At 55.3% G+C, this 14,585-nt stretch carries 14 protein-coding genes; 7 read left to right on the top strand and 7 right to left on the bottom strand.

The annotated features are described in order from the left end of the window. The first annotated feature begins 72 nt into the window (after positions 1-72). From pyrF to helD, 3 genes are all read left to right on the top strand, one after another. Positions 73-798, top strand: a complete 726-nt coding sequence (gene pyrF, locus E1757_RS16345; protein ID WP_133229967.1) for an orotidine-5'-phosphate decarboxylase — start codon at positions 73-75, stop codon at positions 796-798. Positions 799-818: 20 nt separating this feature from the next. Further along, the gene (gene pyrE, locus E1757_RS16340; protein ID WP_133229965.1) at positions 819-1,475 is read left to right on the top strand and encodes an orotate phosphoribosyltransferase; all 657 of its coding nucleotides are present in this window, start codon (positions 819-821) and stop codon (positions 1,473-1,475) included. 321 nt (positions 1,476-1,796) lie between these two features. After that, positions 1,797-4,154, top strand: coding sequence for an RNA polymerase recycling motor HelD (gene helD, locus E1757_RS16335; RefSeq protein ID WP_133229963.1), 2,358 nt, complete (start codon positions 1,797-1,799; stop codon positions 4,152-4,154). On the opposite strand, the gene E1757_RS16330 is transcribed toward helD, so the two are convergent. From E1757_RS16330 to proB, 7 genes are all read right to left on the bottom strand, one after another. Further along, positions 4,144-4,674, bottom strand: a complete 531-nt coding sequence (locus E1757_RS16330) for a GNAT family N-acetyltransferase (protein ID WP_133229961.1) — start codon at positions 4,672-4,674, stop codon at positions 4,144-4,146. The two genes, helD and E1757_RS16330, sit on opposite strands and share 11 nt — an antisense overlap. A gap of 161 nt (positions 4,675-4,835) precedes the next feature. Then, positions 4,836-5,477, bottom strand: a complete 642-nt coding sequence (gene mtnB / locus E1757_RS16325; protein WP_165972151.1) for a methylthioribulose 1-phosphate dehydratase — start codon at positions 5,475-5,477, stop codon at positions 4,836-4,838. Beyond that, the gene (locus E1757_RS16320; protein WP_133229959.1) at positions 5,474-6,133 is read right to left on the bottom strand and encodes a 2-hydroxy-3-keto-5-methylthiopentenyl-1-phosphate phosphatase; all 660 of its coding nucleotides are present in this window, start codon (positions 6,131-6,133) and stop codon (positions 5,474-5,476) included. Before E1757_RS16320 ends, mtnB begins: the two co-directional genes overlap by 4 nt. Continuing rightward, positions 6,130-7,503 carry a 2,3-diketo-5-methylthiopentyl-1-phosphate enolase gene (locus E1757_RS16315; RefSeq protein WP_133229957.1) on the bottom strand — a complete coding sequence of 458 codons (1,374 nt, stop codon included), beginning with the start codon at positions 7,501-7,503 and terminating at the stop codon, positions 6,130-6,132. Before E1757_RS16315 ends, E1757_RS16320 begins: the two co-directional genes overlap by 4 nt. A 35-nt stretch (positions 7,504-7,538) precedes the next feature. After that, positions 7,539-8,402, bottom strand: a complete 864-nt coding sequence (gene proC / locus E1757_RS16310) for a pyrroline-5-carboxylate reductase (RefSeq protein WP_133229955.1) — start codon at positions 8,400-8,402, stop codon at positions 7,539-7,541. A gap of 145 nt (positions 8,403-8,547) precedes the next feature. Continuing rightward, entirely contained in the window at positions 8,548-9,831 is a 1,284-nt protein-coding gene (locus E1757_RS16305) for a glutamate-5-semialdehyde dehydrogenase (RefSeq protein ID WP_133229953.1), read from the bottom strand. Positions 9,832-9,858: 27 nt separating this feature from the next. Continuing rightward, positions 9,859-10,980 carry a glutamate 5-kinase gene (gene proB, locus E1757_RS16300; RefSeq protein WP_133229951.1) on the bottom strand — a complete coding sequence of 374 codons (1,122 nt, stop codon included), beginning with the start codon at positions 10,978-10,980 and terminating at the stop codon, positions 9,859-9,861. Positions 10,981-11,574: 594 nt separating this feature from the next. Here proB and E1757_RS16295 point away from each other — a divergent pair. The 4 genes from E1757_RS16295 to E1757_RS16280 all read left to right on the top strand — a co-directional run bounded on the left by E1757_RS16295 (position 11,575) and on the right by E1757_RS16280 (position 14,583). Beyond that, positions 11,575-12,303 (top strand): amino acid ABC transporter ATP-binding protein, encoded by a 729-nt coding sequence (locus E1757_RS16295; protein ID WP_133229949.1) that lies wholly within the window; start codon positions 11,575-11,577, stop codon positions 12,301-12,303. Positions 12,304-12,346: 43 nt separating this feature from the next. Further along, positions 12,347-13,195: a transporter substrate-binding domain-containing protein gene (locus E1757_RS16290; RefSeq protein ID WP_133229947.1), complete on the top strand. Its 849-nt coding sequence runs from the start codon at positions 12,347-12,349 to the stop codon at positions 13,193-13,195. Between the two features lie 72 nt (positions 13,196-13,267). Further along, positions 13,268-13,921, top strand: a complete 654-nt coding sequence (locus E1757_RS16285) for an amino acid ABC transporter permease (protein ID WP_133229945.1) — start codon at positions 13,268-13,270, stop codon at positions 13,919-13,921. An 11-nt stretch (positions 13,922-13,932) separates the two neighbouring features. Further along, positions 13,933-14,583, top strand: coding sequence for an amino acid ABC transporter permease (locus E1757_RS16280; protein ID WP_133229933.1), 651 nt, complete (start codon positions 13,933-13,935; stop codon positions 14,581-14,583). The last annotated feature ends 2 nt before the right edge of the window (positions 14,584-14,585 follow it).

Below are 14,585 nucleotides of genomic sequence, written 5' to 3'. Positions count from 1 at the left end.
GCCTGTAACGACAGGAACGCTGTGCTAATCCTCTGATTGGGCATATACTAACCAAAACGGGGGCGGGAAGTCATGACCATTCAATCGGGTATTGCAGAACGAATTATGGTTGCGCTGGATTATGCGGAAGCGGCGGACGCGCGCAAACTGGTGGAATCGCTGAAAGGCATTCCGTGCTACATGAAGGTCGGGATGCAGTTGTTTTACAGTGCGGGTCCGGGCTTCGTCGCGGAGCTGAAAGAAAAAGGCTACAAAGTGTTCCTTGATTTGAAAATGCACGATATTCCGAATACGGTCAAAGGCGGCTCGGAGAGCGTAACGCGACTTGGCGTCGATATGTTTAACGTCCATGCCGCCGGAGGCAGAGCGATGATGGAAGCGGCGCTCGAAGGCGTAGACAAGGCTCTTGCCGGAGGAAGCGGCGTCAAGCCGCTGGTTATCGGCGTGACCCAGCTGACGAGCACGAGCCGCATCGTCATGAACAATGAGATTGGCATCGCCGGAGCCGTAGAGGATGCCGTAATACGCTATGCGAAGCTGGCGCAGGCAGCCGGCCTGCACGGCGTCGTCGCCTCGCCGCTGGAAGTAACGCAACTTAAAGCCGCCTGCGGTCCGGGCTTTGTGACGGTCACGCCCGGCATTCGGCCTGCCGGCGCAGCCATCGGCGATCAGTCGCGCGTCATGACGCCGCCAGAAGCATTCGCCCAAGGCACCGATTATGTCGTGATCGGACGTCCGATCACGGCAGCCGCCGAGCCGCGTGCCGCATTGGAGCAAATTATCGAGTCGATACATTAATTGCCAAAGGAGAGTTGTTCATGAGTTCTCAGACGATAACGACCAACCCGCAGCTTGCGGAAAAAATAGCGGCGGCGCTGCTGCAGATTCAAGCCGTCGCCCTGCGGCCGCAGCAGCCGTTTACATGGACCTCCGGCTTGAAATCGCCGATCTACTGCGATAACCGGTTGACGATTTCGTATCCGGAAATCCGCGAACTGATAGCCGAAGGCTTCGTGGCATTGATCCGCGACAATTTCCCGGATACCGAGGTGATCGCCGGGGCGGCGACAGGCGGAATTCCTCACGCCTCATGGGTAGCGCAGAAGCTCAATTTGCCGATGGTCTATGTACGCGATAAAGCAAAGGGCCACGGCAAAGAAAATTTGATCGAGGGTACGATCCGTCCGGGACAAAAGACAGTCGTCATCGAGGATCTGATCTCAACCGGCGGCAGCTCGCTGAAGGTGGCTCAGGCGGTCAACGATGCGGGAGCCGAAGCGCTGTCCGTGTTCGGCATTTTTTCGTACCAGTTTGACAAGGCGGCTGCCGCCTTCGGCGAAGCCGGAATTCCGTTCGAGACATTGACCAATTACAGCGTCCTGCTCGAAGTGGCTTTAAATCAGGGCAGCATCCAGAAGCAGGATCTGGAAGCACTGAAAGCATGGCGCTTGAATCCAAGCGAATACGGGAAATAAAACGCAAAGTTATGATGTACTTATGAAGACCTTAGACCTTGAGCGTTCGGGCGGAACGCTTAAGGTCTTTATTGTTGTTTAAGAAATTATGTATCATTGTTAACGGAATCAAGAATGGAGGGGGAGAAAATAAAAACACAAAAAACTTCCAGGTTGCATTAGGAAGCCGGGGATGTTAAAATGATATTTGGAGTTTAGAATTTTCCGATAAAAAGGGTATAACTTTCTAATTTAATTTTAGCACAAGACACACCCCGTTGTCAATTCGAAAGACGGATTTTTTATCGTGAACAGTTACTTTTCGGAAAAGAGGCGATTGGAATGGGCGTAACCGAACAACAATGGCGCTTAGAGCAAGCGCGCGTAGATGAAGTAACGGATAAAATCGAACAGCGCATTCAAGCGCTGGAACTGGAGACAGGCTCCGTTAAAACCGAGGTCGTTTCGATCCGCAAACATTTTTGGGACGACGTGACGATTAATTTAAGCACGCATGAGGATAAGATTGAATCTTATTGGAGCCTGAGGCAGCAGGCCGAGCTTTTGTCTGAGCGCGAACGCAGCTACCGCCACGCCGCAGAAGCGCTGAGCAAAATGAAGCGGCTGGTTCGTTCGCCTTATTTTGGGAGAATCGATTTTCAAGAGGACGGGGACCGGCGGGAGGAACGCATTTATCTCGGAATTGCCACCTTTTTGGATGAGGAGCAGGGAAGCTATCTGGTCTACGACTGGCGGGCGCCCATATCGAGCCTTTACTATGACTATGGACCGGGTGCTGCGGCTTATGTGACGCCGGCCGGCGATATTCACGGAACCGTTACGTTAAAACGGCAGTACGTCATCAGGGACGGCCATATCCGGCTCATGTTCGATACGGGAGTGACCATTGGCGACGAGCTGCTGCAGCAGGTGCTGAGTCAAAGCTCCGACGCGCAAATGCGGAGCATCGTGGCGACGATTCAGAGGGAGCAGAACCGGATCATCCGCAATGATCACAGCCGGATGTTGATCGTACAGGGAGCGGCGGGGAGCGGGAAAACATCGGCAGCGCTGCAGCGCGCCGCGTATTTGCTGTATAAGCACCGGGAAACGCTGAAGGCGGATCAAATGGTGCTGTTTTCGCCGAATCCGATGTTCAACAGCTATGTGTCGACCGTTCTTCCCGAGCTGGGTGAAGAAAATATGGAGCAGACGACGTTCCAGCAGTATTTGGAGAAGCGGCTTGGCAGACAGTTTCAACTGGAGGATCCGTTCAGCCAGATGGAATACGTGCTATCGGGGCCGGAAGCTGCGGGACCGGGATACGCGGCCAGAATGGAAGCGGTCCGTTATAAAGCTTCTACCGCTTTTTTACACGCTATCCAGACTTACAAACAGGAGCTGGAGCAAGCAGGAATGCTCTTTAAACCGATCCGGTTTAGGGGGCGGGCTGTCGTTTCGCGTGAGAAGATGATGGAAAAGTTTTATGCATACGATTCGTCCGTCCGTCTGCCTAACCGGATTGTGCTGCTGCGCGACTGGCTGCTGAACGAAATCGACGCGCTGGAGAAAACGGAATGGAAGCAGGAGTGGGTTGAGGAGCAGGCTGAATTGCTCGAGCCCGAGGATTACATGCGCTCCTACAAGCAGCTGCGCAAAGGAATGAAAGGGAAGGACGATTCATTCGACGATTTCGACAGGGAAAAGGAGTTGATCTGCCGATCGATCGTCCGTGAGGAGCTGAAGCCGCTTCGCAGCAAAATCCGTAAACTTTTTTTCGTTGATGCGCGCAAGCTATACATGCAGCTGTTCAGCGACGAAAAGCTGTTCGAGCGGCTTGCAGGCAGCGATGCGGTTCCCGCGTATTGGGCTGAAATATGCCGTGAAACATTAGCGAAGCTTGAGCGAAAAGAGCTTGCCTACGAGGATGCGACACCTTATTTATATTTGCAGGAGCTGATGCTCGGCTTTCAAACCAACACGTCGGTTAAACATGTGATGGTCGATGAAATTCAGGATTATTCGCCGTTTCAGCTTGAGTTTTTGAAAAAGCTGTTTCCTCGCGCCAAGATGACCGCACTGGGCGATTTGAACCAGGCGATTTACGCGCATGCACCGGTGTTGGAGGATGTCGGTACGATCATCGAGCTGTACGGGGCGGATCAGACCGAGCTGATCCGTTTGACGCGCAGCTACCGCTCGACCCGGCAGATCGTCGAATTTACGCGGGGAATGGTGCCGGGCGGCGAGACGATTGAACCGTTCAACCGGGATGGCGCGAAACCGACCGTTACGGTAATGCCGGACCGCGAGGGGCTGCCTGCGGCTGTGGCCTCCCGCATAGCGTCGCTGCGGGCCGAAGGCTGCGATTCGATCGCCATTATTTGCAAAACGGCGGCGGAAAGCGCGCAGGTGTACGACGAATTCAAGGAGCAATTTGAATTAAGTCTGATCACGCAATATACGCCGGATTTTGAAAGAGGCACGATGGTGATTCCTGCCTATTTGGCCAAGGGGGTCGAATTCGACGCCGTCATTATATACGACGCCGGCAAGCTCCGTTATTCTCGCGAAAACGAGCGCAAGCTGTTCTACACTGCCTGCACGCGGGCGATGCATCGGCTGCATTTATACGCAGCGGGCGACGTCAGCCCATTTATCGCGGAACAGCATCCGGATACGTACGAGTTTACCGGCTAAGCTCGATCCAAAATCGGCGTACGATTCCGCCGTCCGCTTCCGTGTACTCGGATTCAAATACGCCTCCGTGCTTCAGGATGGTCCGTTCGGAGCCGATGTTGCCGCTGTCGCAGCAGAGGAGCGCTTTCGAGATGCCGAGCCGGGCCGCTTGCTGCAGCGCAAGGCCAAGCAGAGCGGTCGCGTAGCCTTTGCGTCTTTCCGACGGCCGGATGCCATAGCCGATATGACCACCGCTGTTGAGCAGCTTGGGGTTCAGCCGGTGGCGGATGTTGACGGCGCCGACCACTTGGTGTCCGGCGTCGATCAACCAGTAAGTGGAGGCAGGAACCCACCCGTCAGGCAGCAGTTCTTCATTGCGCTCATCGGCCAAATGCTGCAGCATCGTCTGAAACGGATACGGAGCTTTGCAGATCACGAACGGAACCATCTTTTCCTTGCTTTCCAACCATTCTTCATAAAATGAAACATAAGCCTCGCGGTATGCGTCCGAAGGCTCGACAAGATCGACTTGAGCGTTCAATAAATTCACTCTCCCGGTAAAAGGTAAATTTCACCCATCGTACCACAGCAAGCTCGATTGATCCACTCTTTAGTAGCAAAAAATCCCCCTCCGCGTTCATGGGATCCCGCCTCTGACAGCAGCATGTCCGTGATCGGAAAGGGGGATTTTTCAATAAGGCGCTATTTCTTCAGCAGCTCCATCCGGTACACATATTCGAACAGATATTCGAAAGCTTCGAGATGCCGCTTCGCTTCGAACGCGTTGGCTCCCCAGGCGTAAATTCCGTGATTGCGCAGCATAATGCCCGGTATCCGCGGGACAATGGCTTTTTCCACCAGCACGGCGATCCGCGGTATTTCCGCATAGTTGGGAAGAATCGGGATTTCAATCTGCGCATCCTCTTCCCAAATATTAAAGCCCTTAATCAGCTCCACGCCCTGTACGGGAATCGATTGACGCTCCCAGAACAGTTCGGAAACTATATTGTTAAACACGGTATGCACATGAAAAATCGCTCCGCAGCCCGTTGCACGATATATTTCGCAATGAATCAAGGTTTCGGCGGACGGCTTTAAGCCGGTCGTCTCGGTAGGCTTGCCCTGTGCGTCGACTAATAAAAAGTCGGAGGGGGTGTTGACGGATTTGTCTTTTCCGCTGGATGTGATTGCGAATGTAAATTGTTCGGGCGAGAAGTCGCCTACACGGATGGACAGATTGCCGCTCGTTGCCGGAAACCAGCCTCTTGCGGCCAAAGTTGTTTTAATTTCGGTCAGCTCGGCAAATGCCTGCTGCTTTTCTTCCAAACGAAGCGCTGAAATCATGATTCGTTTTCCTCCAGACGTCGAAGTACATCGTGAAAATTGTCGAAGGGGTAATAGTGCAATCCGAGATTTTGGCACAAGCCGATTAAATGGGAGCGTGCGAAAACCGTATCCGCCAGCTTGGCCCCTTCAAAATCGGTTACGCTGTCCCCGATCAAAATGCGTTCGTATTGCTCCTTCGGATAGCCGCGGATGATAGCCGTTTTGCACATCCCGCAATCGTTGCCGCAATGCTCGTCACAAGCGTGCGGCCATAAAATTTGAATGTGACTGCCGCTGAAATCGCTGCCGTTGCAATATATATGGCTGGCCGGTATCGGAAAGGCCGACAAGACGGGATAAACGAAAAAGTCGATCCCGCCGCTCGTCACGAGAAATGTGATATGCCGCGTTCGGCAATAGTCCAAAAGCTCGGCGAAGCCGTCCCGTATCGTCACATTTTGGATCGCATAATCGATCACTTCCTGCTTGCGTGAGGTCGGCAGCAGAGCGAACATTCGTCCGACTCCTTCACGGATCGAAATCGTCTTGGAAATGACCTGATCGACGAGACGGTCCCAGCCTTCGGGTTTAAAATGCTTCATAATGGCGACGATGTTGTCATTAACGGTAATGGTGCCGTCAAAGTCGCAGAAGATGATCCGTTCGCGCTTCATCCCTTGCTCCCCCATGCTTGAATGGCGGCCTGAAGCTCAGAATGGCCGTTCGCGGCGTAATCCTGCAAAGGAATGCCCGACTTGCTAGCATCGATGGCTTGCCGGAACGCTTGTCCGCCCGCTATCGTGCCCATCGGATGGCCATGAATGCCTCCGCCTGCGTTAACGACTGTCTGATCGCCGAAATCTTTCAAAATGAGCGGAACGAGGCCGGGATGGATGCCCGCGGACGGGACGGGAAAGCTTGTTTTGAGCGGCAGAACAGGCGCTGCGGCCGCGCTGCGGCCGGATGTGCCCGCCGGCGTCCCGACTGAATCCGACGCGACAGCTGACGTACCCGCCGGAGCACCGGTCTGAACGTTGTTCGCGCTGCTCGATCCGCTGTATACGTAGCTTTCAGCAGCTTCGGTTAACAGCACTTCTTTGATCGCCATGTTTTCTTCGCGCGGCATCACGACGGAGCCGTAGGGCGAAGGGAACAGCACGAGATCGGCGCCGGCCAGCCGCATCAGCTTGCCGAGCAGCACATTGGCGGCAATGCCATGGTAGGCCGATGGATAGAAGGCGCCCGCCAGGGCGGGATGGGCCATAATCGGCACCTTAATATCCGGATGGCGGCTTAGCTCGCTTAATACGTCAAATCCGTAGGCCAGCACATTGAACAGCAGCGCGTTGGCGCCGTGTGCGATCGCCTTGCGGGCATGATCCAGCAGACCGAAGGTCGGTCCCGTCAGGTTGACGGCGTACAGCAGCTCCTGTCCAGTTTCGCGCTTCGCCTGTTCGGCTGCCTGCAGGCAGGCTTCAACCCGCTTTTCGATCGGAGTCAGCGGGTTTTCGAATAAGATTTCGTCATCTTTGATCAGATCGACGCCGCCTGCGGCCTGCAAATAAAATTGCTCGCGCAGCGCGGCAAGATCGTGTCCGATGACCGATTTGAAAATACTCATCAGAAGCGGGCGGTCGTGAACGCCGAGAAGGTTGCGCACCCCGGCGATCCCGAATTTCGGTCCTGGAAAGCCGGAAATAAATTGCGGCGAAAACGACAGGTCGATCAGCTTGATACGCCCATCCATCGACAGCTTGCCGAAGACGGTGACGAGCAGCGCCGGAATATCGCGGCTGAAATTGGCGTCCGGGTAAGCGATCGTAATATCGGCGTAACGATCCGAGGCGGTTTTCTCCGGGCCTGAGGGCTCATGGACGGTGACCGAGAGAACCTTGCCCAGGTGGCGTTCCATCTCCGCTTTTTTCGCCTCGGGGAGGTCGGTCCAGCTGCCCACGGTCAAGCCGACGGCGATGCCGAGCGCCTTTTTATCAAAATCCGCTTTCTCATCGTAGCAGCGATAAGTTGCTGCACAGTAGGAATTCATCTCTGGGTTCACCTGCTCCTATTGGTTTGGTGCGTCTAGCGGTTTGCCGCCTGCGCGCTGATCGCCTGCCCGAGCTCGCCTGCCCGTTCGGCAGCCCGCAGAACGGCCTGGGTAACGCCGGCAGCAAAGTCGAAACGGTCCAGCGTCTCTAATGCGGCCTGTGTCGTACCGTTCGGCGACGTCACCTTGCGGCGCAGCTCGGCCGGCTCTTCACCGGTCAGCTCGACCATTTTGGCCGCGCCGAGCACGGTTTGCACCGTCAGCTGTCTGGCGGCTTCGGGCGTAAGACCGCCCCGGATGCCGCCCTCGATCATGGCCTCCATCATGTAATAGATGTAGGCCGGACCGCTGCCGGACACGCCGGTGACGATGTCCAACCGGGCTTCCTCGACGACGGCGGCAATGCCGGTCGAGGCAAACATCGCACTAGCCAGCTCCCGCTGGTCGGCCGATACGGCCGCGGTAAAGGCAATGCCGGTCGCGCCAAGACCGATCGAGCTCGAGGTATTCGGCATCGTACGCGCAATCGGCTGGTCGGACCGTCCGAGTATGTCCTCGATCGTTGCGGCGGACAGGCCGGCGATCACGGAGACCAGCAGTTGATTGCGCTTCAGTTGCGGGCTCAATGCTTTTAAGCCCTCGATCGCGTCTTTCGGCTTGAAGGCGACGATGACGACATCCGCCTGCGCAATCGCAAGGTTTCTGGCTTCGGCTTCAACCGCATAGCGGATGCCGTAGCGCTGCTGCAAATCATGCAGGCGGGCTGCGTCCTGGCGGTTCAGCATCGTAATACGTTCAGGATTTCCATCCTTCAGCGAGGTCAGACCGCGGACGATGGCTTCGGCCATCGAGCCGGCGCCGACAAACGTAAAGGCCGCGTTGGATAACGTGATGGACATGGCGGACTACCTCCTCTTAAAATATGGGTAATTTGCGCTTGCTTCGCACAGCCCTGACAAACGCGCTCGTCCCTCTTAAGGACGACGAAGTCGTTGATTTTTGCGATCATGGCGGTTGGCGAACGGTTGCGGCCTCAGCGGCACATTATCCCCGGATTTGTCCGTTTCCCCGGACGACGTATTTGGTCGATGTCAGGGCGGGAAGTCCCATCGGTCCGCGGGCATGCAGCTTCTGGGTGCTGATGCCGATTTCCGCGCCAAAGCCGAATTCGAAGCCGTCGGTGAAGCGGGTGGACACATTATGATAGACGGCTGCGGCATCGACCTCCTGCAGGAAACGGACGGCATTCGCCTCGTCCTCGGTCACGATGCATTCCGAATGGAGCGTGCTGTGATGGCGTATATGTTCCAGAGCTTCATCCAGTCCGCTGACGATCCGGATATTGAGAATGTAATCGTTGTACTCGGTATCCCAATCCTCGCCGGCTGCCGGCTTGATCGCAGGAACCAGCTTCTGCGCTTCAGCGCAGCCGCGCAGCTCGACGTTAAGCGCGGTGAACTGATCGGCGATCGCGGCCAGGTGGGCGGCGGCAAAGCGTTCATGAATAATGAGCGTCTCCATCGAGTTGCAGACGGACGGTCTTTGCACCTTGGCGTTGATTGCTATTTTCAACGCCATCTCGTAATCGGCGGATGCGTCCACATAAGTATGGCAGACGCCGGCTCCCGTTTCAATGACGGGAACTGTTGCGTTGTTGACGACATTTTGAATCAATGAGCGGCCGCCGCGCGGGATCAGCACGTCTAGCAGTCCGTTCAGCGTCAGCATCTCGTCGACGGAGGAGCGGCTCGGATCGGTCACTAGTTGAAGCGCGTCGGCCGGCACATCCGACTTCGCAAGCGCTGCGTGCAGCACCTCGATAATGCGTTCGTTGGACGAAAGGGCGGAGGAGCCTCCGCGCAAAACGACGGCATTGCCGGTTTTCAGGCATAGAGCCGCGGCATCGACGGTTACGTTCGGGCGGGCTTCATAGATGATGCCGATGACGCCGAGCGGAACGCGCAGCTTGCGGATGTGCAGACCGTTCGGACGGGTAATTTCCTCCAGCGTATCGCCGATCGGATCGGGCAGCTCGACGACCTGCCGCAGTCCTTCGGCCATGGCGGCAATCCGCTGCTCGTTCAGCGCGAGCCGATCCAGCAGCGACTGAGCGATGCCGGATTCTTGGCCGCGCTGCAAATCTTTCGCATTCGCCAGCATGATCGAGGGCGCTTCGGCGACCAGTGCATCTGCCATCAGAAGCAGCGCTTTATTTTTTTGCTCGCTCGTGAGCAGGCTGAGGCGCGGAGCCGCCTGTTTGGCCAGGGTCGACTTCAGCACAACCTCGCTTGAAGCGGCATTGGTTTGGTTGAGAGTATCCGTGTTCATTTTATATGCCTCCTTATTGCAACATAATTACTCGCTAAGCTGTTTGGCGGCGGTCAGCGTAATCCATTCATCGCGATGGATAACCTCGATCCGCTGCACCTCGATCCGCTTCTGCACTTCCTCGGTGCCGAGACCGGCGACAGCCTGCAGCTGCCAGGTCGAATAATTGACGACACCGCGGCCGATCGTCTGGTCGTCGCTGTTGACCACTTCAACGACATCGCCGGGGTGAAAGTCGCCGCTCACTGCCGTAACGCCTGCGGGCAGCAGGCTGCGCCCGCCCGCCACAAGCGCCGTCTCGGCGCCGTGATCGACTGTAACGCGGCCTACCGGGAACGAATGGAAGCCGAGCCACTGCTTTTTCATCGGAAGATTATGCTCGCTTGTAATAAAATAGGTGCCTTTTCCCGTATTGTTGACGGCCAGCTCAAGATCGCCGTCCTCGACGACCCGGCCGACGAAGACGGGCACGCCGCCGCGCATCGCGATGCGCGCGGCTTCGATTTTCGAGCGCATGCCGCCTGTGCCGACTGACGAGCCCGAACCGCCGGCAATGCGGTATATGTTCTCGTCGATCTCGGCGACGCGTTCAATACGCCGGGCTTCGGCGTTTTTGCGCGGGTCCTCGGTGTATAGACCGTCGGTATCGGTCAGGATCAGCAGACGCCGCGCGCGGACCAAATTGGCTACCAAGGCGGATAACATATCGTTATCTCCGAACTTCAGCTCATCGACCACGACCGTATCGTTTTCGTTAATGATCGGGATGATGCGGCGGCGCAGCAGCTCCTCGATCGTCATCGAAGCGTTATGAACCCGCTTGCGGTTGGAGAAATCCGAGCGGGTCAGCAATATTTGCGCGACGCCCAGCCGGTGGGCGGCAAAAGCTTCATGATAAGCCTGCATCAGCAGCGCTTGCCCGACGGAAGCGGCCGCCTGCTTCTCGTGCAGGCTTTTTGGCCGCAGGACGTAGCCCATTTCCCGGAACCCGGCGGCGACAGCGCCGGATGTAACGAGCAGCACTTGATAGCCTTGCTGATGAAGCCTGGACAGCTCGGATGCAAAAAATATGATTTTACTGCGGTTCAGCCCGCCCTCGTCCGAGGTTAAGGAGCTGCTCCCGATTTTGACAACTATCGTTTGCTGCATGATGAGCTTCACTTCTTTCCGACGATAAATATTTCTGCGAATCTGAGAAGAATTGCGGCTATGAAAATACAAAAAGCTCTCGTCCTCTAAGGACGAAAGCTTGAACTTCCGCGGTACCACCTTAATTGATGATCAGATCATCCATCTTCATAAGCCTTTGGTAACAGCAAGGCAGCCGTCCAGCTCTTCACTGGCCGTTCCGGGGCGGGTTCGGCAAGGCTTCACGGTAAATTCTTGCAGCCGGCGGAATTTACTCTCTGCGCGCGAAGGGTCTTCCTACTAGTCCCATCATAACGTTTGGTTTTTTCTAGCATAGCATGTTGTTGACCGTCTTGTAAAGACCGGGCAGCCTTAGCCCAGGTCCAAACCGACAATGCGTACGATGAGCGCATGGGGACAAGCTAGGTGAAAAAAATTTAAATATTTTGTAAAAAAAATATAAGGACTTCATGTAGGATTGCGTAAGATTTGGTAGGAGGGAGTTACAATAAAGCACATCGGATGTCATTAATCATTACACATATCTCCGACAGCCGCTAAAAGCCTATTACAAACGCTGGCCGGACAAGCTTTATCTGGTAGAGGGGGGGTTCTATGATTACGTTTGAGCAAGTGGAGAAGCATTACGGAGAGTTTCATGTGCTGAAAAATATTAGCCTGGAGATCGGCCAAGGCGAGGTGGTAGTCGTCATTGGCCCGTCAGGTTCGGGAAAAAGTACGCTGCTCCGCTGCATCAATCGCTTGGAAACAATAACGAGCGGGGATTTGACGGTTAACGAAGCGAAGGTAAGCGACAGCAAGACCGACATCAACAAGCTCCGCCGGAACATCGGCATGGTATTCCAGCATTTTAATCTGTATCCGCATATGAAGGTCATTGACAACATTACGCTGGCTCCGATGAAAGTGCTCGGCATCCCCAAGGCGGAGGCCGAGGAAACCGCCATGTATTACTTGAAAAAAGTAGGCATTGAAGATAAGGCGGATCGTTTCCCGTCCCAACTGTCGGGCGGTCAGCAGCAGCGCGTGGCGATCGCCAGAGGACTTGCCATGAAGCCGCAAATTATGCTGTTCGACGAGCCTACATCGGCCCTTGATCCGGAAATGGTCGGCGAAGTGCTGGACGTCATGAAGGCGCTGGCTCGGGAAGGGATGACGATGGTCGTCGTCACGCATGAAATGGGCTTTGCCAAGGAAGTGGCCGATCGCGTGGTCTTTATGGACAAGGGTCAAATCCTGGAAGTGTCGCCTCCGCTGCAGTTTTTCTCGAATCCTCGGGAAGAGCGGGCGCGCTTGTTTCTCAACCGTGTGCTGAACCATTAACCTGTGTTTTAAAAACTTGACGATATGAGGGGAGTTTGGAGTTATGAAAACGAATAAATGGTTGACGACGGGCATTTCGATTATCGCGTTATCCGCAATGATATTGTCCGCCTGCGGAACGAAGGATGGCGGCAGCGCAAACGGCGGCTCCGGCGGAGCGAAGCCGGCCGCATCGGCATCGGTGCTGGACGATATTAAAAGCCGCGGCAAGCTGGTCGTCGGCGTGAAGTACGATACGAAGCTGTTCGGCCTGAAGGACCCGGCAAGCGGCAAGGTGGAAGGCTTCGACGTCGATATCGCCAAGGCGCTCGCCAAGCAAATTGTCGGCGACGAGAACAAGCTGGAGCTGAAGGAAGTTACGTCCAAAACGCGCATTCCGATGCTCGATAACAAAGAAATCGATATGATTATCGCCACGATGACGGTAAACGAGGAACGAAAGAAGCAGGTCGATTTCTCCGACATTTACTTCAAAGCCGGACAATCGCTGCTCGTCAAAAAAGGCAGCCCGATCAAAAGCATCGCCGACGTGAAAAAAGGCACGAAGGTGCTTGCCGTCAAAGGCTCGACCTCGGTGGACAACGTCAAGAAGCAGGCGCCGGACGCAACGGTGCTCGAATTTGACAACTATCAGGACGCCTTTAGCGCGCTGAAGGCGGGCCAAGGCGATACCTTGACGACGGACAACGCGATATTGTACGGTATGGCCGCTCAAGACCCGGGCTTCGAAGTCGTAGGCGATCCGTTTACGGACGAGCCGTACGGCATCGCGATCAAGAAGGGCGAATCCGCGCTGCTGGAGAAAGTGAACGAAGCGCTTAAAACATTGCAGTCCAGCGGAGAATACAACAAAATTTACGAGAAATGGATCGGCAAAGCGCCGATCAAATAAGTTTAGGAAAAGAGAAGATGGGAGACCCTCCGTCGCCCATCTTCTCACGTTTAGAACAAAGGGGGATGAATGATGCCCAACATTGAGATATTTACCGATCATTTCGACATCTATATGAAGGGCTTTGGCAACACGATTTTGTCCAGCGCGATCGCGCTCCTGGGGAGCTTTCTGCTCGGCACGCTCATTGCCGTTTTCCGCATTACGCCTGTAAAGCCGCTGCAATGGTTCGGGACCGCGTATGTCGAGTTTATTCGCAACATCCCGCTGCTGCTGGTCGTCTTTATTTTCTTTTACGGCTTGCCGTCGGTCGGTGTGACCTTGAGCGGATTCGTGTGCGGAACCGTCGGACTGATGGTGTACACGGCCGCCTTTGTCGCGGAGGCGATTCGCGCGGGGATCATGGCCGTTCCCAAAGGGCAGACAGAGGCCGCCAGGGCTTCGGGTCTTAATTATACGCAGACGATGCGGCATGTCGTCCTGCCGCAAGCGGTCAAAATCGTAATTCCGCCGCTCAGCAACCAATTCATCAATCTGGTGAAAAACTCGTCCATCCTCGGCGCATTCGCCGGACTGGATCTAATGTATTACGGCGATCAGGTAGCCAGCAAGACGTACGCTACGTTCGATACGTATATTTTTGTCGCTGTGCTTTATTTGGTGCTGACCCTTCCTTTAAGCTACATGGCATTACATTTTGAACGCAAACTGGCGAAAGCCGGGTAGGAGGGGGAGCTATGGATATTGTCAACGCATTTTCGGGACATAACGTCGTTTTCATCCTGGAAGGTTTTCTCGTCACGCTGAAGGTGGCGTTTTTCGCCATCGTACTCAGCTTTATTATCGGCTGTATCGTCGGGACGCTCCGTTATACCCGGATGCCGGTCGTTTCGCCAGTTCTCGCCGTCCTCGTCGAGCTCATCCGCAACCTGCCGCTGCTGCTGATCATCTTTTTCACCCGGTTCGCTCTGCCGGATATCGGCATCAAGCTCGGCGTCGAAAACTCGGCGATCGTCGGGCTGGCCGTGTTCGAAGCGGCGATGATTTCCGAAATCGTCCGCAGCGGACTTGCGTCGATCGACAAGGGCCAGATTGAAGCCGCCCGGTCCTCGGGGCTCGGTTATACCCGGACGTTATGGCATATCGTGCTACCGCAAGGGCTGCGCCGGATGATGCCGCCGATGGTGAGCCAATTTATTTCGCTGCTGAAGGATACTTCGTTGGCCATCGTCATTTCGTTGCCAGATCTGATGCATAATGCGAAAATCGTCATCGGTCAAAGCTATAATTACACGATTCCGATTCTTGCGCTTGTGGCCCTGCTTTATTTTGCGGTCAATTATGCGCTATCGCTGGCGGCGAGACGAATGGAGAACAAGCTGACGTAAGC

It is taken from the genome of Paenibacillus piri, from assembly GCF_004354045.1.
Lineage (GTDB): Bacteria > Bacillota > Bacilli > Paenibacillales > NBRC-103111 > Paenibacillus_S > Paenibacillus_S piri.
Note: the sequence above shows the minus strand (reverse complement) of the source record. Positions and strands in the feature narration are given on the sequence as shown.

Coding starts and splice junctions, on each gene's coding strand:
- pyrF (WP_133229967.1), top strand. CDS start 73: ATGACCATTCAATCGGGTATTGCAGAACGAATTATGGTTGCGCTGGAT.
- pyrE (WP_133229965.1), top strand. CDS start 819: ATGAGTTCTCAGACGATAACGACCAACCCGCAGCTTGCGGAAAAAATA.
- helD (WP_133229963.1), top strand. CDS start 1,797: ATGGGCGTAACCGAACAACAATGGCGCTTAGAGCAAGCGCGCGTAGAT.
- mtnB (WP_165972151.1), bottom strand. CDS start 5,477: ATGATTTCAGCGCTTCGTTTGGAAGAAAAGCAGCAGGCATTTGCCGAG.
- E1757_RS16320 (WP_133229959.1), bottom strand. CDS start 6,133: ATGAAGCGCGAACGGATCATCTTCTGCGACTTTGACGGCACCATTACC.
- E1757_RS16315 (WP_133229957.1), bottom strand. CDS start 7,503: ATGAATTCCTACTGTGCAGCAACTTATCGCTGCTACGATGAGAAAGCG.
- proC (WP_133229955.1), bottom strand. CDS start 8,402: ATGTCCATCACGTTATCCAACGCGGCCTTTACGTTTGTCGGCGCCGGC.
- E1757_RS16305 (WP_133229953.1), bottom strand. CDS start 9,831: ATGAACACGGATACTCTCAACCAAACCAATGCCGCTTCAAGCGAGGTT.
- proB (WP_133229951.1), bottom strand. CDS start 10,980: ATGCAGCAAACGATAGTTGTCAAAATCGGGAGCAGCTCCTTAACCTCG.
- E1757_RS16295 (WP_133229949.1), top strand. CDS start 11,575: ATGATTACGTTTGAGCAAGTGGAGAAGCATTACGGAGAGTTTCATGTG.
- E1757_RS16290 (WP_133229947.1), top strand. CDS start 12,347: ATGAAAACGAATAAATGGTTGACGACGGGCATTTCGATTATCGCGTTA.
- E1757_RS16285 (WP_133229945.1), top strand. CDS start 13,268: ATGCCCAACATTGAGATATTTACCGATCATTTCGACATCTATATGAAG.
- E1757_RS16280 (WP_133229933.1), top strand. CDS start 13,933: ATGGATATTGTCAACGCATTTTCGGGACATAACGTCGTTTTCATCCTG.